Source organism: Sinomonas sp. P47F7 (assembly GCF_049332655.1).
Taxonomy (GTDB): domain Bacteria; phylum Actinomycetota; class Actinomycetes; order Actinomycetales; family Micrococcaceae; genus Sinomonas.
On sequence record NZ_CP186327.1, the window covers coordinates 979,020 to 1,001,327 of the forward strand.

A 22,308-nucleotide genomic window follows, 5' to 3' on the forward strand; every position below is an offset into this window, starting at 1 on the left:
AAATTCGGTCGTTAGGGGAGGAGTTCGCGGAGGTAATTCCGGCTGATCTCGGCGGCGGCGCGGGGGTCGCCGTCGTACTCGTCGAGCTCGACCATGAGCCAGCTGTCGTAGCCGCTGTCCTTGAGCGCCTCTATGATGTCCGCGAAGTCGAGCTCGCCCTGCCCAAGGGGCAGGAATGCGAACGGATCCTTGCGGAAGTCCTTGAGGTGCACATGGCGGAGGCGCTCGGGATACTTGCGGATCATGGCCGCAGGGTCGGCCCCGCCGGCGGCGAGGTGCGCGGTGTCGGGGCAGAAGCCGATCCTGGTGAGGGGCATGAGGCGCTCGAGCTCGTCCGGGCCTTCGACGATGGTCGTGAGGTGCGGGTGGTAGCTCGCGGACAGGCCGAATCCTTCCGCGATGTCCGTCACGCGGTCGAGCGCCTCTCCGAGACGGCGGTAGTCTTCATCTGTGGTGCCAGCCGCGCGACGTGCCCCGCCGCCGACGACGAGGCGTTCGGCCCCGAAGATCGCCGCCAGCTCGGCCGCGCGCCGGATCCTGTGCAGCTCGTCGGGGAGGATGTCGGCGTAGATGAAGTTCGCCCCGGTGTAGACGCTCACGAGCGAGACGCCCGCCTCCTCGAGGAGGCCGTGGAGCTCCTCGGGCCGGTCGGCGTACTCGGCGAGGTTGCCGTCGAACATCTCCACGCCCTCGTAGCCGGCGGAGGCGATGTCCTTCACGGCCCGGTCCATAGACCCGCGGGTCATGTAGAAGAGGTCCTTGACGCTCGTCACCCCGACCGGGTGCCCGACGACCCCGCCCCAGGTGATGGTGCAGTATCCGAGTTTCATTGGCTGCGGCCCTTTCAGATGATGGTGGAAACCTTGTCGTGCCCGGGAACGCTGACCCATCCGCGGGCCTGCGCTGAGCTGATGAGCGCCTGGGTCAGCTGGGCTGCGCGGAGCCCGTCCGCGAATGTGGGCAGCCCGTCGGGGGCGTTCCCGCGTACGGCGTCGTAGACGTCGGCAATGAAGGCATTGAAGCTGTCCTGGTAGCCCTGCGGGTGTCCGGCGGGGAGCCGGGCGTACCGCCTGCCGCCGTCGGTCGTTAGGGTGTCGGGGCCGACGGCGATCCGCGAGGCTTCGGCGGTTCTGCCGACCCAGAGCGTGTCCGGCTGCTCCTGATCGAAGCTCAGGGAGGCCTGGGTTCCGTCGAAGGAGAACCAGAGCCGGTTCTTCCGGCCCGGGGTGACCTGGCTGACCACGACGGACCCAGCGGCGCCCTGGTCGGTTTCGAACAGCACACTGGCACCGTCCTCGGTGGCGACGGGGAAGGAACCTCCATCGCCGAGCCGCTCCGCGAACGCCTGCGACGTCGATGCGACAAGCCGCGTGATCCGCTGCCCGGTGACGAATTCCATGAGGTCGCACCAGTGGACGCCGATGTCGGCGAAGGCCCGGGACGCCCCTCCCCTGGTGGGGTCGACGCGCCAGTTCGTCGCCCCGGGGCTGGCGAGCCAGTCCTGGAGGTACGAGCCATGCAGGAGCCAGAGGCGGCCGGCGTCCCCGCGGCGGGCGAGGCCCCGCGCCTCGCGGACGGCAGGGTAGAAGCGGTAGACGAACGGTACCGTCGCGACCCTTCCGTGGCGCTGGGCCAGGTCTGCGAGCTCGGCGGCATCCTCCACCGAGGTCGCGAGCGGCTTCTCGCACACGACCGCTTTGCCGGCCGCGAGGGCCAGCTTCGCGTACGGGGAGTGCGTCGCGTTGGGGGTGCAGATGTGGACGACGTCGACGTCGTCGCGATCGATCAGCGACTCGGGTGACGATGCTGCGTGCAGCGCACCGAGGACGGGGGCAGCGCGTTCGGCGCTCGCCGTCGTCCGGCCGGCGACGGCGCTCACCGTCCCGCCCGCGGCCCGCACCGCGTGCGCGTGGACGCCGCCCATGAAGCCCGTGCCGATGATCCCGGAGCGAAGTCCCGCCGTCATGGCTACTTCTTCCGGGCCAGGGCGACGGCCAGGATGATGATCGCGCCGCGGACGACCTGCTGCTGGCTGCTGTCGAGCCCGGCGAGGATGAGGCCGTTGTTGATCAGGCCGATCAGGAGCGAGCCGAACAGCGTGCCGATCACGGTGCCGGAGCCGCCGAACAGGCTGGTCCCACCGAGGATCACGGCGGCGATAGCCGAGAGCTCGTCGCCCGTGCCCCACTGGAAGCGTCCGGACTGGAGGCGCCCCGCGTAGAGCATGCCGGCGATGCTCGCGACGATGCCGGAGATGAGCAGGACCTGGAACTTGAGGCGCTTGGTGTTGATGCCGGTGAAGTCGGCCGCGGTGCGGTTGCCGCCGGTGGCCAGGACCTGCCGGCCGAACTTCGTGCGGGACAGGACGACGGCGCCGATTGCCACGAAGAGCGCGGACCATAGGACCAGGCCGGGGATAGGGCCGATATTGCCGGAGCCGAAGATCGTGTTGAAGGTGTCGTCGAGGATCGGCTGCGGGGCCGACGCCGTGACCCACTGGGCAGCGCCGACTGCGATACCCATCATGCCCAGGGTGACGAGGAACGACGGGATGCCCAGAAGGCTGACGAGGCCGCCGTTGATGGCCCCGACGATCACGCCCATGGCGAGACCGGCCAGGATGCCCGGCACGAGGCCCCACTGGGAGATGCCCATCGCCGTGGCGACGCTCGAGAGGCCGGCGGTGGACCCGACGCTGAGGTCGATCTCGGCGCACGAGATGACGTAGGTCATCCCGACGGCGATCACTGTGATGGTGGCGGTCTGCCGGAAGATGTTCAGCAGGTTGACCGCGGACAGGAAGCCCTGGTCGTGCAGGAGGATCGCGAAGAAGGCGAAGACCACGACGAAGCCGATATAGATGACGTAGCGGCGCCAGTCGAGCCTCTTCAGCATCTCGCCGAAGCTCGGCGACGCCGGCGTCTCGATGGTGGCCGCGGGGGCTGTCTTGCTCATGTCAGACTCCCTGGACTGCGAGTTGGAGGGACTCCTCGTCGGCGATGTCGCCGCGAGGCAGGTCTTGGATGATGGAACCTTCCTTGAGGACGAGGACTCGGTCGCTCACTGCAAGGAGTTCGGGATATTCGGAGGAGATGACGATCACCGCTTTGCCGGTGCTCGCCAGGTCCCGGATCATGTCGAGGATCTCGCTCTTCGTGCCGATGTCGACGCCGGCCGTTGGCTCGTCGAGGATGAGCACCTCGGGGTCGGTGCCCAGCCACTTGGCGATGACGACCTTCTGCTGGTTGCCGCCCGAGAGGAGCCTGACAGGCCGATTCGGGTGGGCGACCTTCACCGCGAGCTTGTCGATGAGCGAGGACGAGAGCTTCTTGCCCGCGCCGACGTCCAGGAGCGGGCCGCGGCTGATGCTTCCGAGGAGTGGGAGCAGGAGGTTGTCGCGCACGGAGTGCTCCAGGACAAGGCCCTGAGCGCGCCGGTCCTCCGGAATCAGGGCGAGCCCGGCCGCGATCGCCTGCTTGGGCGAGCCGATCGTGACCTTCTTGCCCTTGATGAGGATCTCGCCGCTCGTGGCCTTGTCGATGCCGAACAGCGCGCGGGCCAGTTCGGTGCGCCCGCTGCCCATGAGGCCTGCGAGTCCGAGGATCTCTCCGGGCCGCAGCGCGAAGGAGACGTCCCGGACCTTGGGGCCGGAGGTGAGCCCGCGCACCTCCAGGAGGGGGACGCCGTCGTGCGCAACGTGGTCCCGTGCGCGGTAGGCGAGCTGCCCCTCGATCTTCTTGCCCACGATGCCCTCGACGATCTGCTCGGGCGTCAGGCTGGACAGCGGCTCCGTGAGCAGCCGGCGCCCGTCGCGCAGGATCGTGATGCGGTCCGCGATCCGGTACACCTCGTCCATGCGGTGGGAGATGTAGATGATCGAGATGCCGCGGGCCTTGAGCCGGTCGATGAGCTCGAAGAGGGCCTCCGTCTCGTGTCTGGCCAGGCTCGCGGTCGGCTCGTCCATGATGAGCACCCCCGCGTTCTGGGACAGTGCCTTGGCGATCTCCGTGAGCTGCCAGTACGCCGTGCCGAGGCGCGAGACCTCGGCCTTGGGGTCGACGCGGACCTCCATCTCGTCGAAGAGCCTCCTGGCTCGGCGCACGGCCTCACGGTCGTCGATGAAGCCGCCGGCCAGCGGCTCGGAGGCGAGGAAGATGTTCTGCGCGACCGTCAGGCTGGGCACGAGGCTGAATTCCTGGAAGACCATTCCGATGCCGGCGGCCTTCGCGTCCTGGATGGAATTGATGGCGGCCGGCTTCCCGTCGATGAGGATCTCGCCGGCGTCTGCTTGGTAGACGCCCTGCAGGATCTTCATGAGCGTGGACTTGCCGGCGCCGTTGCCGCCTGCAAGCGCGTGGACCTCGCCCCTGCGGACTTCGAAGTCGACCTCCTTCAGGACCGGAACCCCGTTGAAGGCCTTGGAGATGGACCGCATCTCGACGGCGTTGTCTGGCGTGTTCATGGGTTGTCCCTCCCGGGCGGGGGCATCAGCCCCCGCCCGACTGGTTCTGCTGCTTCTGGCCCCTACTTCTTGTACGAGTTCTGGAGGTCCGCGGGAGCGTCGGCGTGGTAGACCTGCTTCCACGCATCGAGGACGTTCGAGTGGTCCACGGGCAGGGCGCTCAGCGCCACGTAGGCCGGCTCCTGCTTGCCGAGGAGGGATCCGGCAGCGATCTGAGCCTCGGTCACGCCCTGGTCGAACGGAACCTGGGCGCCGAGGCCGACCACGAGGTCGTTCTTCGCGAGCGCGATGGCCACGTTCTTGCCGAGGTCCTCGGTGGCGATCTTGAGGTCCTGGCGTCCCGCTGCACGGGCCGCCGCCATGACGCCCTCGGCCGGGACGTCCCACACGGCCCAGATGCCCGACAGGTCCGCGTGCTTGCTCAGCATCGCGTTCGCCGCCGCCTGAGCGTCGCCGGCGAAGTCAGGGCCGGCGATGCCCTTCTCCTCGACGATCTGGATGTCCGGGTAGTCCTTCGCGATGGTGTCCTTGAAGCCCTGGTGGCGCTGCTGGGTCACGAAGAAGTCGGCCTGGTGGAAGATGACGCCGATCTTGCCCTTGCCGCCGAGGGCCTTGGCCATCTCGTGGGCGGAGACGACGCCGTTGCCGTAGTTGTCCGCCGAGACGTCAGAAACGTAGTCCTTGCCCGCGGTGAAGCCCTGCGGGACATTGTCCATGAAGACCAGCTTCGCCCCGGCCTGTGCGGCCTTCCGGTAGGCCGTCGCGGTCGCGACCGGGTCGGTGGGGATCGAGACGATGATGTTCGGCTTCTGGGTCATGACGGTCTCGAGGTCGGAGACCTGCTTGTCCGGCTTGAAATCGGCATCCGTCGTGGCGATGACCTTGATGCCGAGCTTCTCGAACTCGCTCTTGAGGCCGGCAATCTGCGCCGTCGCCCAGTCGTTGCCGCCGTAGTGCATGGCGATCGCGGCCGTGGCGCCCATGGCCTTGACCTTCGAGATCTCGTCCGGAGTCAGGGTCGTGGCCGAGGCGGGCGACGGCGTCTCGCCGTTCGGGCCCTTGCTGAGCACCTGCCCGGTGACCTGCTTGAGGGCGGTCTCGGCCTTCTGGGAGACGGCGGAGTCCGTTCCTCCGGTGGCGCTCGTCGATGAGCTGCACCCGGCGGCCGCGAGCGCGATGGCCGCGGCTGCTGCGAAGAGGGCTGTTCTGCGGATCATAGGTGTTCTCCAGTCCTGTCGGGGAGGGGAAAGGGGTGGGGTGGAGCAAGAGCCCGGGCTGGGCGACGGCTCCCGTGAAGTGCCGATGCGGGTGGGGCCGCTCAGGCCAGCGCAAGGGCCAGAGCGGGGGGGACCGGAGACAGGACGAGCCCGCCAGCGGCCGAGGCTGCGCGGATTGCCGCAGCCTTGTCGGATGAGCCCAGGAACGCCTGTGCGTAGGGCTTGTCGAAGAAGAGTCCCAGGGAGCAGCGGCCGTGGCGGGCCTCCACCCACTTCACGACGTCGGCCGAGACCGCTGCCATGTCTCCGCGCAGTTCGACTTCCTTGCCGTCGACCGTCATCGCTGCGATCACCGAGCGATCCGCGTCGAGGGTGACAACCAGGCTCGCCCAGAGGGCGCCCCCTTGGAAGACGCCGACGACCGCCGAGGTGTTGACCGGAACGAAGGCGTTGACTGCTGTCCCGATCGCATCGATGCTGCCGGGGGCGGCGAGGAGGAGCTGCTCGGCGTTGCGCCATTGGGAGGCCGTCCGTGCGTCCGGGAGAAGCGCGGTGAGCGCCTTCGCGTTGTTCGCACTGGCCATCTCCGGCTCCCTCATCCTCGTCGGGCTGTTGCCGTGAACGTTCACGACTCCATCTATCGTGAACGTTCACGGTCTATGTGTCAAGAGTCACAAAAAGAGGGCCGCAGAGTCCAGGCTTGCGGGGCGCGTCATATCGTCGGGGGAGGCGCGCCTGCGCTAGTGGCTGGCTGGCGGAGCCTTGCGGCGATCGCGCTCTTGCGCACTACGAGGGTCGGGACACTCGGGGTCCGGTCGACCTCGCGGCCTTCGATTGCGCCGATCAGCCCGTCGATGCTGCCTCTTGCCAAGGCGGGGAAATCCTGCCGGACGGTGGTCAGCGGCGGCAGGAAGAAATCCGAACCTTCGACATCGTCGAAGCCGACGATGCTGACGTCCTCGGGCACCCTGACGCCGTTCTCGGCGAAGGCTCGGACCAGGCCCAGAGCGGTGTGGTCGCTCACCGCGAATATGGCCTGAGGAACGCGGCCCTCCGCGACGAGGCGCAGGCCGGTCTCATACGCCCACCTTGGGCTCCAGTCTCCCTCGAGGCAGAGCCCCGGCCGCAGGCCGGCGTCGCGCAGTGCGCCTTCCCAGCCACGCCTGCGGACGCGGCCGTCGAACCACTCCATCGAGCCGGCGATGTGGGCGATGTCGGTGTGCCCGAGGTCGATCAGGTGCTCGGTGGCCATCCGGGCGCCCAGTTCCTGGTTCTCCGAATAGGTGAAGACGTTCGGGGTCGACGACGCGCCGGCGGCGATCATCTCGACCGGCACCCGGATCGAGGCCTTCCACACGGCCGAGGCCATCGAGAGCCGCGGCGCAATGACGATGATGCCGTCGACGCCGATGTCGTCCAGCGTGTCGAGGGCGTTCGGCACGGATATTTCGTAGGGTTCCTCGACGGTGACAACTGTGGTGCCGTAGCCCTTCAGACGGGCGACATTCTCGAGCGAGATGAGCGTCCCGACGGGGCCGAAGCGGGGGGAGCCGTCGGTGAGGATTCCGACCAGGGTGGAGCGGTTGGTGACGAGGGTGGTCGCCGTCCGATTGCGGCGATAGCCGATCTCCTGGATGACCCGGAGAACCCGTTCGCGGGTCGAGGCGCTGACGTCCGGCGCATTGTTGATGACTCTCGAGACCGTTTGATACGAGACACCGGCCATCCGAGCCACGTCGTTGATGCTGGGCTTGCGTGATGCGCCCGTGACCGAGCCTCTTGGCGCCCCTGGCAACGGCAACTCCCTCCGACGGCGTCCTGCTCGAGGATGACCGAGTCCACGTCTAAGGATATCCGGGCGCCCAGAGGCTCCCGGCGGGGCCTGCCTGGCAGAAGCGACGGGCTGCCCGACGGGCGCCAGAGTCCCGCCGACGGGCTATCCCGAGGCGGGCTGAGGACCGCAGCTACGCCGGGGTCGCGGTGGGCTGGGCGATGTTCTTGGCGATATCCCTTTCCACGTCGCGGATGTGGGCTACAGCGGCATTCTGGGCTTCGCGGACTCGGCCTGCGACGACAGCGTCGACGATCTTCGTGTGGCCCCTGTGCGAGTCTTCACGGCGGCCCGGGAGGTCGATGACGCGGTGCGAATACTTGACCATCATCGGCTCCAGGCTGCCGTATATCGTGGCGAGCAGTCCGTTCTTGGAGGCCTTCGCGATCGTCTGGTGCAGCTTGAAGTCGAGCTTGACGAATTCCTCGTTGGGGAGGTCCGGGTCGGCGCATCTGCTGAGGATGTCCTGGAGCTCTGAGGCGTACCCAGGCGTGATGCGGCGTGCTGCCAGGCCCGCGGCGTCCCTTTCCATCATCCGCCGCACCTCGAACAGTTCGGGGACGGTGAAGCCTTCGAACACCAGGAGGTCGGAGCCCGCCTGGGAGGCGACGGTGTTGCTGACGACGAAGACGCCCACGCCGTGGTTGCTGCTGACCAGGCCGCTGGCTTCGATGCTTCTGATGGCTTCGCGCATGGAGCTGCGGCTCACACCGAATTCCTCTGCGAGCACTCGCTCCGGCGGGAGCTTCTCGCCGACGGCGTAGACGCCCTTGGTGATGAGCTGGGTCAGCTGGGCGGCTACCGAGTCGGAGACCCGGAGCCGCTCCACGCGTTCGATCCTGCTGGCAGTCTCGGCCATCGTTCTTCCTTCCCCTGACGGGTGTTTCGGTCTCCCCCCAGCGGGTGACTCTTGAATGATACTGGTCAGGTGGTCCGATCTCCAGCGCATTGGGGCTAAGGCGGCCACCGTGTTCCGACGTGAGGCGGGGCGGGCACCGGCGGTGCTGCGCCCCGCCTCACGCGGGCAGTTCGGATCCTCGCCTCAGTACTTCTTGGGGGGCGCCATGATGCTGTTGATGTAGGCGGCGTAGGCGTCCGCGTTGTCCTTGGTCACCAGATGCGTCGTGATGTCCGAGATCTTCGGGACGTAGTTGCCCAGGACGACGGACTGGAATGCTATGTCGATCATCTGCATGGCGTTGTCCACAGAGTTCACGTCGACGGAGGCCGTCAGCTTCCCGTTGCGGATGGCGTCCATGCCGGAGAGCAGACCGTCTGCTCCGACGATGACGATTCCCTGGGACCCGTCCCACTGCTTGAGGCCGGCGGCATCGACGGCCTGGGAGGCCCCGAGCGCCATGTCCTCGTTCTCGCCGTAGATGGCGTTGATGTCGGGGTGGCGGGTGAGGAGGTCCTGGGCCGCGGAGAGGCCTTTGTCGCGGAGGTACCCGCCGTCGGCCGTGGCAACGACCTGAAGGCCGGGGTTCTCCGCCATCGCCTGATTGAAGCCGATGAGGCGCGCGCGGGACCAGTCGGAGCCGGAAGGGCCCATGATCTGCGCGATCTTGCCCTTGCCCTTGAGCGTGTCGGCGATGAACTTTCCGGCTACGTAGCCGGACTGCCAACGGTTGTCGTACCCGATATTGGAGACGGTGTTGATCTGGTCGATGGGGTACAGCTCGACCGGCTGGTTGAACTGGAAGATCTTCGTCCCGGCGTCCATGGACTTCTTGTAGACGCCCTGCATGGTCGCGAAGTTTGCACCCGTGCAGATGAAGACGACATCGAACTTGCGGCTCGTCCAGGTCTGGACGGTGCTGATCTGCTGCTCAACTGCGTTGAAGTTGCCCGTGGGCGAGGACTTCTCCCACTTCCACCTGACGCCGTACTGGTCCTCGAGCTGGGCCATCCTCGTGAACGCGGCGTTCTCCATCTGGGTGTAGTACTCGGAGAGCACGGGCGGGGTGAAGCCGACCTGGACGGTGCGGCCGTTGACGAGCTTCTTGACCGCCGCGGCGTAGTCCGCGTTCCCGGCCAGTGCTGCCCCGGCACCGCCGCCGCCACCGCCCGTGGCCCCGCCGGGCGGGGCCGTGCAGGCGGAGAGCAGGGTCAGCGAGCCCAAGAGGGCGCCGGCGCCCAGCATCTGGCGCCTTGTGGATCCGGGCCTGGCATTCTCGTTCGGGGAGGTGGTTCCCATGTCATTTCTCCTTTGAGGCTGGGGACTGCGGTTCGGGTGCTGCGGACGGGTTCGGTGCAGGGGTCAGCCCACTGCCTGTTCGACCTGCTGGACGGGCGCCGGCTTCCGGGCTTTGTGGGGCGTGCTCGATTTCGGCGCTGTTCTGGCGCTGCTTGAAGTACGCCGTGAGTCGGTCGAGCAGCACGGCGAAGAGCAGGATGGCTCCTGTGACGATCTGCTGCCATTCGGAGGTGATGCCGGCGATGTTCATGGCATTGGTGATGAGGGTGATGGTCAGCGCACCGAGAATGGCGCCGATCATTCGGCCCCGCCCGCCCGTCAGCGCTGCGCCGCCGATGATCGCGGCGGTGATGGCGAGGATCTCGTAGCCGGTTCCGAGGGTGGGTGCCACGTTGGTGGCCCGCCCGGCCATGATGACTCCCGCGAGGCCCGCGCAGCCGCCGCTGACGATATAGGCGAACGTCTGGACCGCGGGGACGGAGATGCCAGAGAGGCGGGCCGCGTCCGGGTTGCCGCCCACGGCGTAGAGGTAGCGGCCGATCACGGACTTTCGGAGCATGAGGGCTACCGCGATGCACAGGACGAGGGCGACCAGCACGGGAATGCTGATGAGGCCGGCGAGTTTCACCTGGCCGCCGACCAGGCGGTATTCGGGTGTCATGTAGCGGGTGAACGGCGTTCCCTTGGTCCACAGGAAGAGGGCGCCGCGGGCGACGCCCAGCATGGCCAGCGTCGCAACGAAGTCCGGCAGCCCCAGCTTGGTGATCAGGAGGGCATTCACGAGGCCGCACGCGAGCCCGCATCCGATTCCGGCCAGCAGTGCGAGCGGGAAGATGAGGCCCTGCGTGATGAGGTAGGCGCCGACGCCTGCGGAGAGCCCCATGACTGATCCGACGGAGAGGTCGATGCCTCGCGCGATGAGGACGACCGTCATGCCCAAGGCGAGCAGGAGCACGAAGACCGCCTGGTTCGCGATGTTCTCCCAGTTCCCGAAGCTGAGGAACGACGGCGAGACGAAGGTCATGAGGATGATGAACAGGACCAGGAGGACCACGAGGCCGGAGCCCGGCTTGGCCAGGAGGGCCTGGATCCGGCGGCCGAGGCTGGATGCGCTGGGAGGAGAAGACATGTCATGCCTCGCTGGGGTTCGGGCCCGCGGCCCGCGCCGGGGCCATGGGGCGCAGGGTGGTCTGCAGCCACTTCTGGGCGCCGCGGTCGAATGCCACGGCGGCGACGATGGCCGCGCCGGTGACGATCGAGAACCACAGCGGGTCGACGCCGATCAGCTGCAGGCCGCGGTTGAGGACGGCCAGGAAGAACGCTCCGACGGCGGCGCGCCAGATGCTGCCGCGCCCGCCGGCGAGGGAAACGCCGCCGACGACACACCCGGCGATGGCCGTCAGTTCGTACCCGCCGCCGAGTCCGGGCTGCACGGAGTTGAGGTGGGAGGCCAGGAGCACGCCCCCGATGCCGGCGACGGCCCCGGAGATGACGAAGACCGTGAACTTGGTCTTGCGGACACCGACCGCGGCGAGATAGGCCGCGTCCGGGTTGATTCCGACCGCGTAGACGGATCGTCCGAACGGTGTCTTGACGAGGGCGGCCTCGAGCACGACGAGGATGACGGCGGCGATGAGGACGCCGGTCGGGACGCCGGCGATCTTCCCGCCCGCGAGGGTGAGGAAAGAACTGTCCGTGGTGCCGGTCAGCTGGGTGTGGACGGTGAAGACCTGGAGGGTGCCGGCGCCGATGCTCAGGGTCGCGAGGGTGACGACAAAGTCGCTCAGTCCGAGAGCCGCGACGAAGGTTCCGTTGATGAGGCCGATGACGAATCCCGTGGCCGTGCCGGCAAGGACCGCCACAACGGCCGGCGCCCCGTTCATCGAGGCGAACAGGGTGGCCGCCGCGCTTAGCCCGATGTTCGAGCCGATGGACAGATCGATGCCCCCGCTGATCAGCACGAACGTGAGACCCGCGGCGAGCAGGATGGCCGGGACCGATTCGACGAAGGTGTTGTAGATGTTGTCCGGGCTGAGGAAGTAGGGCGAGGCCAGGGCGAAATAGACGCACATGGCCAGGAAGGCGATCGAGACGGCGACGCCGTCGATCGCCAGAGCCCGTGAAGAACGCTGGAGGACGCTCATGCTGCTGCAGCCCCTCGGGTCGCAAGCGAGATGATCTGTTCGCCGAGCTCGCTCGTCTCCGAGGCGGCTTCATCGCGCCCCGTTCCCTCGAGTTCGCCGACGATGGTTCCTTCGCGCATCACGGCGATGCGGTCGGAGACGCGGATCAGTTCCGGGAGTTCGGAACTGATCACGATGGCTGCTCCGCCGCGATCGACGAAGTCGTAGATCAGGCGGTAGACCTCGGCCTTGGCGCCGACGTCGATTCCCTGGGTCGGCTCGTCGAAGATGATCAGATCCGGATTCGTGAAGAAGCACCGCGCAATAACGACCTTCTGCTGATTGCCTCCGCTGAGGTTGCGGATCCTTTCCTGCACGGAGCTCGTCTTGATGCCCAGATCACCGACAAACCTCTTGGCGGTCGCCGACTCCTGGGAGCCGCGCAGGAAGAGTCCCGCAGCGGCGGTTCTCCTCAGGTCGGAGATGGTGATGTTCCTCTTGATGGAGAAGTCACCGAGGATGGCGTGGGTCTTGCGCTCCTCCGGGACATACATGACGCCCTTCCGCCGGGCCTCCCGCGGCGAGCGGATGACAGTTGGCTTCGAGTGCAGGAAGATCTGGCCGGAGTCGGGCCGGTCGGCACCGAGGATGACCATCGCGGTCTCGGTCCGGCCGGCACCGGCAATGCCGGCGAGCCCCAAGATCTCGCCGCGGCGGACCGAGAGCGACACCTCGTGCAGGCGCGGGTGGCGGGTGACGGCCTCCAGCCGGAGGACTTCGTTCCTGGGGCCGAGATAGCCACTGGTGCTGTTGCCGTCGGCGATGTCCCCCCGCGCGGCGAGGTTCGAGCGTCCGACCATGAGCCGCACGAGCGAGTCTGCCGTGTGCTTGGCAGGATCGACGTTGGCAACGAGTCGACCGTCCCTCAGCACCGTGATGGTGTCCGCCAGCCCGAAGAGCTCATCGAGACGGTGAGTGACCCACAGGAGCGAAATTCCCTTCTCGCGCAATTGGCGCATGTAGCTGAAGAGGGTCAGGCGCTCATGGTCGGCGAGGCCGGAGGTGGGTTCGTCGAGGATGAGAACGCGCGTACGGAAGGCCAGGGCCTTGATGATCTGCACGACGTGCTGCTTGAGCGCGCCGAGGGCTTCGACGGGGACGTTGATGTCGCGGTGCGTGAGGCCGAATTCATGTGCGAGTTCGCGCACCCGGGCCCGCATCCCCCTCTCGTCGAGGATTCCTACGGCACGGTTTCGGCCGGCGACCATCTCTCGGCCGAGGAAGATGTTCTCGACGGCAGTCAGATTAGGGGCGAGTGACTGCTCCTGGTGGACGGTGGAGATTCCGAGGTCCTGGGCATTGCGCGGATTCGAGATGCCCGCCTCTTCGCCATCGATCGCAATGGACCCGGCGCTCGGCGTCACCGTCCCGGAGAGGATGTTGATGAGCGTGGACTTCCCGGCTCCGTTTTCGCCGAGGAGGCCGTGGATCTCGCCAGCACGCAGATCCATGTCGACGTCGGCCAGGGCCACGACGCCCGGGTAGACCTTGCCGATACCGCGGACGGAGACGACTGGCACGTCGCTGGAGCCCGTCAGGGCGCCATGGTGGTTTTCGGTGGTGTTCATTTTCAGCGACCTCATTGTCGAAGCGAAGGCTTTCCAGTTCGCAGGTGATCAGGTGGTCTGACATCCAATGCACCTTCTTTGCCCTTGAAAAGGGAGAGAAGGGCGGGAGTCGCGAGGAGGACGACAGCGGGCGGGCGCGGTGCTGGAAGCCCCGCACCGCGGTGGTGGTCCGCGGGTGCGGGGCAGGCTCGGGGCCGTACTAGACGGCGTCGATGAGCTCGAGGAATTCCCTGCTCGTGCGCACGTCGCCGTGGTTGGCCTGGATGTTGCGCAGGGCCTCCCAGTGCTGGCCGTAGCCGAGGGGGTCGTCCAGGCCCGAGGGGATGGCCGCGGTCGCGTCGGCGAGGACGACGACCTTGTAGTCCTGGTTGGCGCCGTCGATCGCGGTCGTGAGCGCGCAGTTCGCCGTCGAGAGGCCGGCGATGACGAGGGTGTCGGCGCCCGCGCGGCGCATGTACTCGTTCAGGGGCGTGCCGTAGAACGAGGAGAAGCGGTGCTTGCGCATCACCGGTTCGCCGTCGAGCGGCTTGAGCTCGTCGACGAGCTCGTCGCCGCCGTTACCCCAAGACCCCGGGAACTTGCCGAGCTGGCCCTCGAGGCCCCACTTGACGTCGGCGTAGCCGGCGTCCTTGCCGTCTCGGCGCAGGCCCCAGAGCGACCAGACCACGGGGATGCCCTTGTCCCGGCAGGCGTCGAGAACGTTCTTGACGGGCTCGATGGCATCCTTGCCCTCGGGTGCGCCGCCGATGCTGGGGATGTACATGGCGCCACCCTCTTCAGCACAGGCCTTCTGCATGTCGAGCACGAGCAGCATGGTCTTCTCGGGATCGATGGTGGGAGCGAGGTAGTGCGACCGGTCGATGACCTTGTCGATGTTTTCGTAGGTGTAGTCGAGGGACGACATATTCTTTCCTCCTGTTGTGGCGCCTGCAGCGTTGCAGCGCCGGCCTTTGCTCCTCCGCCTCGGCCGTTCCGATGCCGCGAACGGCCGATGTCAGAAATAGCGGGGATCTGGATGACCAAGGTGGCAGGTGATCCGGTGGTCTGAACACTACGAGAGGGTTGAAGCAGGTGTCAACACCTTTCCGCGATGTCGCTCACCTGATGTGAGACGACCCTGAGAAGCTTCCCGAGGCGATGCCGAGAAGCTTCACCGGGGGGCTTGACGGGGAAGCGGTCGGGAGGAGAGACTGCTGGTCCGACCACCTGATGTCTAACCATCGAACTGGACGAGGGCCCGCCCGACGACGAAGTGCGGGGGCCTCGGGGAGACCTGATGAAAAAATTTATGAACGACCCCGCGACGGTCGTGGATGACTATTTGAGTGGGCTGGTCCGCGCCCACGATGACGTCCTCGAATGGGATGACGACCATCGCGTGCTCCAGCGGAAGAACCTTCCGACGACGCCGAAGGTCGGCTTGGTGGGAGGCGGTGGGTCCGGCTGCGAGCCCACGCACACGGGATTCGTGGGGCATGGGATGCTCGACGTGGCGGTCCCGGGCCAAGTCTTCACCTCACCGGTGCCGAACCAGATAGCAGCCGCCACCCGGCGCGCCGACATGGGCAGGGGAGTCTTGCACGTCATCAAGAATTTCACGGGCGAGGTGATGAACTTCGGCATGGCGCAGGAGATCCTGTACTTCGAGGACATCGAGATCGCCCAGGTGATCGTCAACGACGATGTCTCCATTCCCGACGACGGGCAGACTGCCGGGAGACGTGGCCTCGGCGCCACAGTGCTCGTGGAAAAGATCGCGGGTGCGGCGGCTGAGGAGGGCGCTGGTCTTTCCGAGGTCCAAGCCATAGCGCAGCGGGTCGTCGACCGCTCCGGGACCTTCGGCGTCGGCCTTTCGTCCTGCACCCCGCCCCTTCGGGGCAAGCCCGTGTACCGCATGGGCGACGCCGAGATGGACTTGGGCATCGGCATCAGCGGCGAGCCGGGCCGCGAGCGCGTTCGGCTCCAGGACGCTCGCGACATCGCCGAGCTCATGGTCGATGAGGTCCTCACCGACCTCGCTCCCCCGGAGGGGGCGGACCTCCTCATGCTCGTCAACGGCCTGGGCGGCACGCCTCATCAGGAGCTGTACCTCATGGCCGGGGAATTGGCCGCAGCAGCGGAAGCGAGAAACGTACGCATAGCGCGCCAGCTCGTGGGGAATTTCGTGACGTCCCTCGACCAAGCAGGAGTGGCGGTCACCTTCCTCGAGCTGGATCCGGAGCTCGCCCGGCTCTGGGATGCGCCCGTGGAAACCGCAGCACTTCGATGGGGGAGATGAGAGAGAATATGGAGACTTTGAACACGGGGCTTGCGACCGAGAACCTCCGGCGATGGGTCCTCGACTTCGCCCACGGAATCCTCGACGAGCACGAGGCCCTGAGTGACCTCGACTCCGCGAGTGGCGACGCGGATCATGGCTCGAACATGCATCGGGGGATGAGCGGCCTTCTGCGGGTCATCCCCGAATGGGGCGAGGAGGCTCTTCCGGGCGAATTCCTCAAGGGCGTGGGGATGCACATCGTTTCCTCGGTCGGCGGTTCGAGCGGGGCCCTCTACGGCACAATCTTCCTCCGGATGGCGCGCACAGTCGGCGGGGCAAGCGCTCTGGACGCCCAGCTGCTCGTGCGCGCCTTCGAATCCGCAGGCGAGGGGGTGGCGGAACGCGGCAAGGTCAAACAGGGGGACAAGACGATGTACGACGCCTTGGCCCCGGCGATTCACACCCTCAGAGAGCAAGTCGAAGCCGGGGAAGCGTCGCTGTCAGCGGCCTTGGAAGCAGCGGCTGCTGCCGCAGAAGCTGGCCGTGACGCGACCGCGGACATGGTCGCGCGCAAGGGCAAGTCGAGCTACGCTCGCGAGAACTCGCGCGGCGTGATCGATCCCGGGGCGGCCTCCGTGGCCATGCTGATGCGGTCCGCTGCCCGCGCCCTGCCCTAGCGGGCCGACGAACCGAAGACTCTTGACACTCCCTTTTCAATGCGGAAGAGTTCAGACCACCTGACAACCTGATGAATGTCTTTTCGGTGGTCAGCTTCCCGCAGTTCATGCCCATCGCGTCCCCCTCCTCTAGAGGGTGGTTCATTTCAAGACACCAACACGAAAGGTCAAAACCATGAGCCTCAATGGATCGAAGATCGCCCTGCTGATCGAAGACGAGTACCAGATCCTCGAGGGCTGGTACCCGCTGCTTCGCCTCCAGGAGGCAGGCGCGGACGTCCACGTGCTGGGAAGCGGCACGAAGGACAGCTACAAGAGCAAGGAGGGCTACCCGATGGAGGTCGACGGCGCGGCCGCCGACGCCGATCCGTCGGAGTTCGATGCAGTCGTGGTTCCGGGCGGTTTCGCCCCGGACAACATGCGCCTGCATCCCGAGATGATCGCCTTCGTCCGTCAGATGAACGAGTCCGGCAAGCTTGTGAGCGCAATCTGCCACGGCGGCTGGGTGCTCGTTTCGGCCGGCGCACTCAAGGGCAGGAAGGCCACCGGTTACCTGCCGATCAAGGACGACGTCGAGAACGCGGGTGGTACCTGGGTCGACCAGCCGGTCGTCGAGGATGGCAACATCATCACCTCCCGCACCCCCGTCGACCTCCCGGACTTCACGCGAGCGATCATCGCCCACCTCGAGGGCCGTGCGGCCGGTTCGGAGCACTCCACCCACAACCGCGCGACCGATCTTGCCGGCGACCCGGCGGGCAGCCGGTATGAGACCGGCGTTGCCGTGTCCTAGGCGAGCCTTCACAACACTCTCAACCCATATCGGCACGTGCTGCCGGCCCCAACAGGAGTGATTCAATGACTATCAGGAAGAAGCCAGAGTCGGTCGACGCCGTCGTCGTCGGCCTGGGTGCCAATGGCGGCACCGCGGCGAAGGTGCTTAGCGAAGCTGGACTCAAGGTCGTCGGTTTCGATCGCGGCCCGTGGTTGCGAGCGCACGAGCACTACTCGGGCGACGAGCTGAAGTTCGTCAATCGCAATTACATGTGGCCTGACCCCACGCTTTTCCCGCGCACCCTGCGATACAACGACGGAGAGGTGGCCCAGCCCTTCGCGTTCTCACCGACGCCCCAGATGGTCGGCGGCGGGACGAACCACTGGGCCGGGTGGGTTCCGCGTCCCCGCGAATCGGACTTCATGCTTCGTACCCTCCACGGGGACATCGAAGGCATGAACCTGGCCGACTGGCCATTCCGCTACGAGCACCTCGAGCCTTACCTCACCAAAGTCGAATGGGCCTTTGGAGTCTCCGGAATCGCCGGTGCGGACAAGTACGAGCCGTACCGCTCCAAGGGTTACCCCAGCCCACCGTTGCGCCCCACCCGTTACGGCAAGCGGTTCTATGACGCCTGCAACAAGATGGGCATCAACGCGTTCCCGATCCCGCACGCCATGGTCACCAACAACCACAATGGCCGAGACCCGTTCAACAAGACGAGCTTCTGGAACCAGTACGGCGATCCCTCGGGAGCACGGTCGAACGTGCTCACCACGTTCATCCCCGAAGCTCTCGCCACTGGCAACTTCGAAGTCCGCGCCGAGAGCTTCGTCCGGGAGGTCAAGCTCGGCAAGGACGGCAAGGCCACCGGCGTCATTTACGTCGACCCGGAAGGCAACGAGGTGGAACAGGACGCCCGCGTCGTCATCCTCGCCCTCGGGGCGATCGAGTCGGCCCGGCTGCTTCTGCTCTCGCGCTCCGCGCAGTTCCCCGACGGCCTGGCCAACAGCTCGGGCCTCGTGGGCAAGAACGCGACCTTCCACGAGTACCTCTTCGCGGTCGGCCTGTTCGACAACGAGATCGACGAGCCTCTCAACGGTTTCGCGGGGAACTACATCTCCGGTGGGTCCCTCGAGTTCTATGAGACGGACGAGAATCGTGGGCACATCGGCGGTTGCATCATCTCCGCCTCGCAAACGTGCCACCCGGTCAACTGGGTCTTCCCCGGCCGCCCCACCTGGGGCGAGGCGCTCAAGGACGCGGACCGGAACTACTTCAACTACGCGATGAAGATCGGGCTCATTCTCCACGACATGCCCGTGGAGTCCAACCGCGTGGACCTCGACCCCACCTATCAGGACGCCTGGGGCCTGCCCGTTGCGCGGATTACCCACAGCCCGCACAAGAACGACGTCGCGATGGGGAAGTGGCAGGTCGATAAGAATGCCGAGATTCTCGAGGCCGCCGGCGCGCGCAAGACGGTGCCGGTCTACCTCGACAAGATGACGGGCAACACCTGCCATCAGCACGGTACCGCGCGCATGGGCACGGACCCGTCGAAGAGCGTGCTCAACGAGTGGGGACAGGCGCACGACGTAGAGAACCTCTTCATCGTCGACGGCTCAGGCTTCCCGACAGCCACCGGAGTGAACCCCACGCTGACCATGATGGCCAATGCGTGGCGCTGCTCGGACTACATCGTCAACACCTATTCCAAGGGCCGTGTCGAGCGGCTCAAGCAGCCGGCCTAAGGGAAAGGACGCAGTGAAATGACTCTCAAATCAGAGTGGGAAACCGTCGGCGCGCCGGTCGACCCGGACTCGGACGAGCGGCTCTTCTTCACCCAGCACGAATGGGACACGGTCGAGGCAGTGACGGCTCGGATCATGCCGACAGACGAGGATCCGGGGGCGAAGGAGGCGCGCGTCGTGGTCTTCATCGACCGGTACGTCTCTGGCATCGACTACATCTTCGCCTCCGCCGACGGCTCGGGCTTCCTCAAGCTCTCCGGCAAGCACGCCGACGCGTGGCGCGGGCGGCAGTTCAAGATGCAGGAACTGTACCGGCAGGGGGTCAAGACCCTCGACGAGATCTCGCGCAACCTCGATGGCAAGACCTTCGTGGATCTCACGGAAGAACAGCAGGATCAGGTGCTCATCGCGCTCTCGGGCGCACCGAAGCCCCAGAAGGTCACCCTCGGCACCAAGGAACCGGTCACCACGTTCCTGCAGGGATCGTTTGACGAGAACCTCTCGTTCTTCGACACGATCTGCCTCCACACCCGCCAGGGCTTCTACGGCGACCCGGTCTATGGCGGGAACAAGGACCAGATGGGGTGGAACGTGATCGGCTTCCCCGGTCCGAAGTCGCTCAAGGACACGATCGACGGCACCTACGACACCACGCCGTACTTCTATGAGGGCGAATACGACTGGTACGACCTCATCCCACACCTGAGGCAGTCTGCCCCTCGCGAGCAGTAGGGAGGACTGGCGGGGCCAGCTTTCCCCGGCCGGCGTCTGCGGCCCCGCCCGTCTGCGGATGCGAACACTCGCGAAAGGAATCACATCATGAAGATCACAGAGATCAAAGCCTTCCCGGTGGGCGTGCCCCTCGACGAGCCCCTGCGATGGGGGGCCATGGAGGTCAAAGTCAAAGGCGGGATCATCGTCCGGGTCAGAACCGACGAAGGGATCGAGGGAATCGGCGAGGCGGGATTCTCGGCCGAGTACTTCCCCACCGTCGGTCCAATCATCAACCAACAGCTCGGCCCAATGTTGGTCGGCCGCGACCCGCTGGACGTGGCGTCCATCTGGCAGGACATGCTCGACGCAACCCACATGTGGGGCCGACGCGGCATCGAGACCTACGCCGTCAGTGGCATCGACATTGCGCTCTGGGACCTCCTGGGCAAGGCCAGCAACCAGCCCGTCTACCGCCTGCTCGGAGCCGCGAAGTCCAAGGTGAAGGCGTACTACGCGCCCTCGCTCAAGCCGACCGAGCAGATCGTGGACGAATGCGTCGGCGCCGTGGAGCAGGGCTTCCACGCAATGAAGCTGCGCAACGGGCCGAGCATCCGCAACGGCGTGGACATGGTCGCCCGCGTTCGCGATGCCGTGGGGACCGACGTCGACATCATGGTCGACGCCAATATGGCCTTTGACCGGCGGCAGGCGCTCACGCTCGCAAAGGAATTCGAGCACCTCGGCGTGCTCTGGCTCGAGGAGCCCATTCTGGCCCGCAGCCTGACGCAGTACATCGACGACCACTCCTGGCTCGCGGATCGGGTGTCGCTCAAGCTCGCCGGCGGCGAGTCGCTGCTCACGCGGTTCGAATACCTTGATCTGCTGCGACGGCGCACCTTCGATGTCCTGCAGCCGGACTGCACGAGTGTCGGCGGGATCTCGGAGTGCAAGCGAGTTGCCGATATGGCCAGCTCGTGGAACCTCTGGTGTGTTCCGCACATCGCATGCAGCTCCGGCACGGGCATCGCCCTGGCCGCAGGCCTGCACATGATACTGAGCTGCGACAACGCGCCGATGATCGAGTTCGACGCATACGGCGGGCCGGGCTGGGACGGGCTTCTCGAGGAGCCGCTCACTATCACCGACGGCTACGTCGAGGCCCGTGAGGTGCCGGGCCTCGGAATCGAATTCCCCGACGGAGCGCTCGAGAAGTACACGCTCACCGGCGGAAAATTCGACATCGCCGCGTGAATCCCGCTGCGGCCCGGGCTGGCCTTTTCGGCAAGCCCGGACCGTATCGGCGACCGTTTTCTGGGCGACAAGGAGGACAGATGCGTTCGGTGGAGATCGCACTCGACGCCCGCGCCGGTCTGGGCGAAGGCCCCTGGTGGGACGAACAACATTCCCAACTGCTGTGGGTCGATATCTTCGCGGGTGAAATCCACTGCCTGGACACCTCGTCCGGGCGCGACCGGAGCATCCATGTGGGACAGCCCATCGGGATGGTGGCCGGGCGAACCTCGGGAGGTCTAGTCTGCGCCGTGCGGGACGGCGTCGCGTTCGTCGAGCGGGACGGCAGTGGCTTCGAGCTCGTGGCGCCCGTTGAGGCGGAGAACGCCGGCAACAGGATGAACGACGGCGCGTGCGACCAGGCCGGGCGGCTCTGGGCCGGAACGATGGCAGCGGATCTTTCGCCCTCGCAAGGCTCTCTCTACCGCATTGGGCCCGATCTCTGTGCGACGCCGGTGCTCAGGGACGTTTCCATTTCCAACGGCCTCGATTGGAGCCCCGATGGGCGCACCTTCTATTTCACAGACTCGAGCACGCGCCGGATCGACGCGTACGACTTCGACCCCGAAACGGGAAGCATACGCAACGGCCGGATGCTGGTCGGTCTCCCACACCCGGTGGCGACCCCGGACGGAATTGCCGTGGACGCCGAAGGAACCATCTGGGTCGCGATGTGGGACGGCGGATGCGTTCAGCGCTTCGGCCCCGACGGCAGGCTCCTGGAGACGATCAAGATTCCAGTGACCCGTCCGACCAGCGTCGCGTTCGGCGGCCCGGGACTCAACCAGCTGTTCATCACCTCGGCGAGCGTCGGCCTCACCGAACGGCAGCAAGCCGACGAGGTGCATGCCGGGGCGATCTTCGTCCTCGAGCCCGGGGCCACGGGCCGCCCGCCAGGGTCCTTCAGAGACGAGAACAGTTCAGCAATGGAAGCGGAGTAACGCCGGGAGACTCAGAGCCTTGGCCCCCGGCAAGGATCGCAGCCTGACGAGGCACGACCCAGACGCCTAGGACTTCGTGCCGGGCTTTCCGGACAGCAAGTCCGACGGCCTGCCTGAGGGCACGACGCAGGGCTCTGGGCGTTCGAGAATCCAGCGGAAACGGGGACACTGGGTCAGCCGCGTGGGCAGGTACGGCTTCGGTGCACGCATCCTCGCCGAGCTCTCCGATCACGGGGTCGGGGTGGCCGGCGTCGAGACCGACACATCACGCCCCACGAGCCTGTATGTGAAGGTCCCTGCCACCAATACCGGCCCCGGGATCCATACTCTACTACCGGCAGCGTTCCGCGGCCTCGGCCATGAGAGCCCGCAGCTTCTCGAGGAGCCGGTCGTCGCGGGCCTACTCGAACACGCCTCGCTCGAGTGGCTCGTCACGCGT

The 22,308-nt window shown here is 66.5% G+C and carries 20 protein-coding genes; 7 read left to right on the plus strand and 13 right to left on the minus strand.

Features of this window, described 5'->3' with window-relative positions; translation table 11 throughout:
• Positions 1-11: 11 nt before the first annotated feature.
• From ACOKR1_RS04780 to ACOKR1_RS04840, 13 genes are all read right to left on the minus strand, one after another.
• Entirely contained in the window at positions 12-830 is an 819-nt protein-coding gene (locus ACOKR1_RS04780) for a sugar phosphate isomerase/epimerase family protein (protein WP_422935598.1), read from the minus strand.
• A gap of 14 nt (positions 831-844) precedes the next feature.
• Positions 845-1,966, minus strand: a complete 1,122-nt coding sequence (locus ACOKR1_RS04785; protein WP_422935599.1) for a Gfo/Idh/MocA family protein — start codon at positions 1,964-1,966, stop codon at positions 845-847.
• A 2-nt stretch (positions 1,967-1,968) separates the two neighbouring features.
• Positions 1,969-2,955 (minus strand): ABC transporter permease, encoded by a 987-nt coding sequence (locus ACOKR1_RS04790; RefSeq protein ID WP_415853389.1) that lies wholly within the window; start codon positions 2,953-2,955, stop codon positions 1,969-1,971.
• 1 nt (position 2,956) lies between these two features.
• On the minus strand, positions 2,957-4,462 hold the full coding sequence (locus ACOKR1_RS04795; RefSeq protein ID WP_422935600.1) for a sugar ABC transporter ATP-binding protein: 1,506 nt from the start codon (positions 4,460-4,462) through the stop codon (positions 2,957-2,959).
• A 62-nt stretch (positions 4,463-4,524) separates the two neighbouring features.
• On the minus strand, positions 4,525-5,679 hold the full coding sequence (locus tag ACOKR1_RS04800) for a substrate-binding domain-containing protein (RefSeq protein WP_415853387.1): 1,155 nt from the start codon (positions 5,677-5,679) through the stop codon (positions 4,525-4,527).
• A 101-nt stretch (positions 5,680-5,780) separates the two neighbouring features.
• The gene (locus ACOKR1_RS04805) at positions 5,781-6,263 is read right to left on the minus strand and encodes a hypothetical protein (protein ID WP_415853386.1); all 483 of its coding nucleotides are present in this window, start codon (positions 6,261-6,263) and stop codon (positions 5,781-5,783) included.
• Positions 6,264-6,391: 128 nt separating this feature from the next.
• A complete protein-coding gene (locus tag ACOKR1_RS04810; protein ID WP_415853385.1) occupies positions 6,392-7,414 on the minus strand; it encodes a LacI family DNA-binding transcriptional regulator in 1,023 nt (340 codons plus the stop codon).
• Between the two features lie 229 nt (positions 7,415-7,643).
• A complete protein-coding gene (locus tag ACOKR1_RS04815; protein ID WP_415853384.1) occupies positions 7,644-8,369 on the minus strand; it encodes a FadR/GntR family transcriptional regulator in 726 nt (241 codons plus the stop codon).
• A gap of 183 nt (positions 8,370-8,552) precedes the next feature.
• Positions 8,553-9,707, minus strand: a complete 1,155-nt coding sequence (locus ACOKR1_RS04820) for a sugar ABC transporter substrate-binding protein (RefSeq protein ID WP_415853383.1) — start codon at positions 9,705-9,707, stop codon at positions 8,553-8,555.
• 1 nt (position 9,708) lies between these two features.
• Positions 9,709-10,836: an ABC transporter permease gene (locus ACOKR1_RS04825; protein ID WP_422935601.1), complete on the minus strand. Its 1,128-nt coding sequence runs from the start codon at positions 10,834-10,836 to the stop codon at positions 9,709-9,711.
• A 1-nt stretch (position 10,837) separates the two neighbouring features.
• Positions 10,838-11,851: an ABC transporter permease gene (locus ACOKR1_RS04830; protein WP_415853381.1), complete on the minus strand. Its 1,014-nt coding sequence runs from the start codon at positions 11,849-11,851 to the stop codon at positions 10,838-10,840.
• On the minus strand, positions 11,848-13,458 hold the full coding sequence (locus tag ACOKR1_RS04835) for a sugar ABC transporter ATP-binding protein (protein ID WP_422935602.1): 1,611 nt from the start codon (positions 13,456-13,458) through the stop codon (positions 11,848-11,850). The genes ACOKR1_RS04830 and ACOKR1_RS04835 overlap by 4 nt, the downstream gene beginning before the upstream one ends.
• Before the next feature lie 199 nt (positions 13,459-13,657).
• Positions 13,658-14,362 carry a cysteine hydrolase family protein gene (locus ACOKR1_RS04840; protein ID WP_422935603.1) on the minus strand — a complete coding sequence of 235 codons (705 nt, stop codon included), beginning with the start codon at positions 14,360-14,362 and terminating at the stop codon, positions 13,658-13,660.
• A gap of 372 nt (positions 14,363-14,734) precedes the next feature.
• Here ACOKR1_RS04840 and ACOKR1_RS04845 point away from each other — a divergent pair, with 372 nt between their 5' ends.
• From ACOKR1_RS04845 to ACOKR1_RS04875, 7 genes are all read left to right on the plus strand, one after another.
• Positions 14,735-15,736, plus strand: coding sequence for a dihydroxyacetone kinase subunit DhaK (locus ACOKR1_RS04845; RefSeq protein WP_415853378.1), 1,002 nt, complete (start codon positions 14,735-14,737; stop codon positions 15,734-15,736).
• An 8-nt stretch (positions 15,737-15,744) separates the two neighbouring features.
• Entirely contained in the window at positions 15,745-16,395 is a 651-nt protein-coding gene (gene dhaL / locus ACOKR1_RS04850) for a dihydroxyacetone kinase subunit DhaL (RefSeq protein ID WP_415853377.1), read from the plus strand.
• A 175-nt stretch (positions 16,396-16,570) separates the two neighbouring features.
• Positions 16,571-17,188, plus strand: coding sequence for a type 1 glutamine amidotransferase domain-containing protein (locus tag ACOKR1_RS04855; RefSeq protein WP_415853376.1), 618 nt, complete (start codon positions 16,571-16,573; stop codon positions 17,186-17,188).
• A gap of 65 nt (positions 17,189-17,253) precedes the next feature.
• A complete protein-coding gene (locus ACOKR1_RS04860) occupies positions 17,254-18,924 on the plus strand; it encodes a GMC family oxidoreductase (protein WP_415853375.1) in 1,671 nt (556 codons plus the stop codon).
• 18 nt (positions 18,925-18,942) lie between these two features.
• Positions 18,943-19,656 carry a gluconate 2-dehydrogenase subunit 3 family protein gene (locus tag ACOKR1_RS04865; protein WP_415853374.1) on the plus strand — a complete coding sequence of 238 codons (714 nt, stop codon included), beginning with the start codon at positions 18,943-18,945 and terminating at the stop codon, positions 19,654-19,656.
• Between the two features lie 87 nt (positions 19,657-19,743).
• Positions 19,744-20,889 (plus strand): mandelate racemase/muconate lactonizing enzyme family protein, encoded by a 1,146-nt coding sequence (locus tag ACOKR1_RS04870; protein WP_415853373.1) that lies wholly within the window; start codon positions 19,744-19,746, stop codon positions 20,887-20,889.
• A gap of 80 nt (positions 20,890-20,969) precedes the next feature.
• Entirely contained in the window at positions 20,970-21,869 is a 900-nt protein-coding gene (locus ACOKR1_RS04875) for an SMP-30/gluconolactonase/LRE family protein (protein ID WP_422935604.1), read from the plus strand.
• The last annotated feature ends 439 nt before the right edge of the window (positions 21,870-22,308 follow it).

What these genes read in the sequence shown, in the direction of transcription:
- ACOKR1_RS04780 (WP_422935598.1), bottom strand. Translation starts at nt 830, where the DNA reads ATGAAACTCGGATACTGCACCATCACCTGGGGCGGGGTCGTCGGGCAC.
- ACOKR1_RS04785 (WP_422935599.1), bottom strand. Translation starts at nt 1,966, where the DNA reads ATGACGGCGGGACTTCGCTCCGGGATCATCGGCACGGGCTTCATGGGC.
- ACOKR1_RS04790 (WP_415853389.1), bottom strand. Translation starts at nt 2,955, where the DNA reads ATGAGCAAGACAGCCCCCGCGGCCACCATCGAGACGCCGGCGTCGCCG.
- ACOKR1_RS04795 (WP_422935600.1), bottom strand. Translation starts at nt 4,462, where the DNA reads ATGAACACGCCAGACAACGCCGTCGAGATGCGGTCCATCTCCAAGGCC.
- ACOKR1_RS04800 (WP_415853387.1), bottom strand. Translation starts at nt 5,679, where the DNA reads ATGATCCGCAGAACAGCCCTCTTCGCAGCAGCCGCGGCCATCGCGCTC.
- ACOKR1_RS04805 (WP_415853386.1), bottom strand. Translation starts at nt 6,263, where the DNA reads ATGGCCAGTGCGAACAACGCGAAGGCGCTCACCGCGCTTCTCCCGGAC.
- ACOKR1_RS04815 (WP_415853384.1), bottom strand. Translation starts at nt 8,369, where the DNA reads ATGGCCGAGACTGCCAGCAGGATCGAACGCGTGGAGCGGCTCCGGGTC.
- ACOKR1_RS04820 (WP_415853383.1), bottom strand. Translation starts at nt 9,707, where the DNA reads ATGGGAACCACCTCCCCGAACGAGAATGCCAGGCCCGGATCCACAAGG.
- ACOKR1_RS04825 (WP_422935601.1), bottom strand. Translation starts at nt 10,836, where the DNA reads ATGTCTTCTCCTCCCAGCGCATCCAGCCTCGGCCGCCGGATCCAGGCC.
- ACOKR1_RS04830 (WP_415853381.1), bottom strand. Translation starts at nt 11,851, where the DNA reads ATGAGCGTCCTCCAGCGTTCTTCACGGGCTCTGGCGATCGACGGCGTC.
- ACOKR1_RS04835 (WP_422935602.1), bottom strand. Translation starts at nt 13,458, where the DNA reads ATGAACACCACCGAAAACCACCATGGCGCCCTGACGGGCTCCAGCGAC.
- ACOKR1_RS04840 (WP_422935603.1), bottom strand. Translation starts at nt 14,362, where the DNA reads ATGTCGTCCCTCGACTACACCTACGAAAACATCGACAAGGTCATCGAC.
- ACOKR1_RS04845 (WP_415853378.1), top strand. Translation starts at nt 14,735, where the DNA reads ATGAAAAAATTTATGAACGACCCCGCGACGGTCGTGGATGACTATTTG.
- dhaL (WP_415853377.1), top strand. Translation starts at nt 15,745, where the DNA reads ATGGAGACTTTGAACACGGGGCTTGCGACCGAGAACCTCCGGCGATGG.
- ACOKR1_RS04855 (WP_415853376.1), top strand. Translation starts at nt 16,571, where the DNA reads ATGAGCCTCAATGGATCGAAGATCGCCCTGCTGATCGAAGACGAGTAC.
- ACOKR1_RS04860 (WP_415853375.1), top strand. Translation starts at nt 17,254, where the DNA reads ATGACTATCAGGAAGAAGCCAGAGTCGGTCGACGCCGTCGTCGTCGGC.
- ACOKR1_RS04865 (WP_415853374.1), top strand. Translation starts at nt 18,943, where the DNA reads ATGACTCTCAAATCAGAGTGGGAAACCGTCGGCGCGCCGGTCGACCCG.
- ACOKR1_RS04870 (WP_415853373.1), top strand. Translation starts at nt 19,744, where the DNA reads ATGAAGATCACAGAGATCAAAGCCTTCCCGGTGGGCGTGCCCCTCGAC.
- ACOKR1_RS04875 (WP_422935604.1), top strand. Translation starts at nt 20,970, where the DNA reads ATGCGTTCGGTGGAGATCGCACTCGACGCCCGCGCCGGTCTGGGCGAA.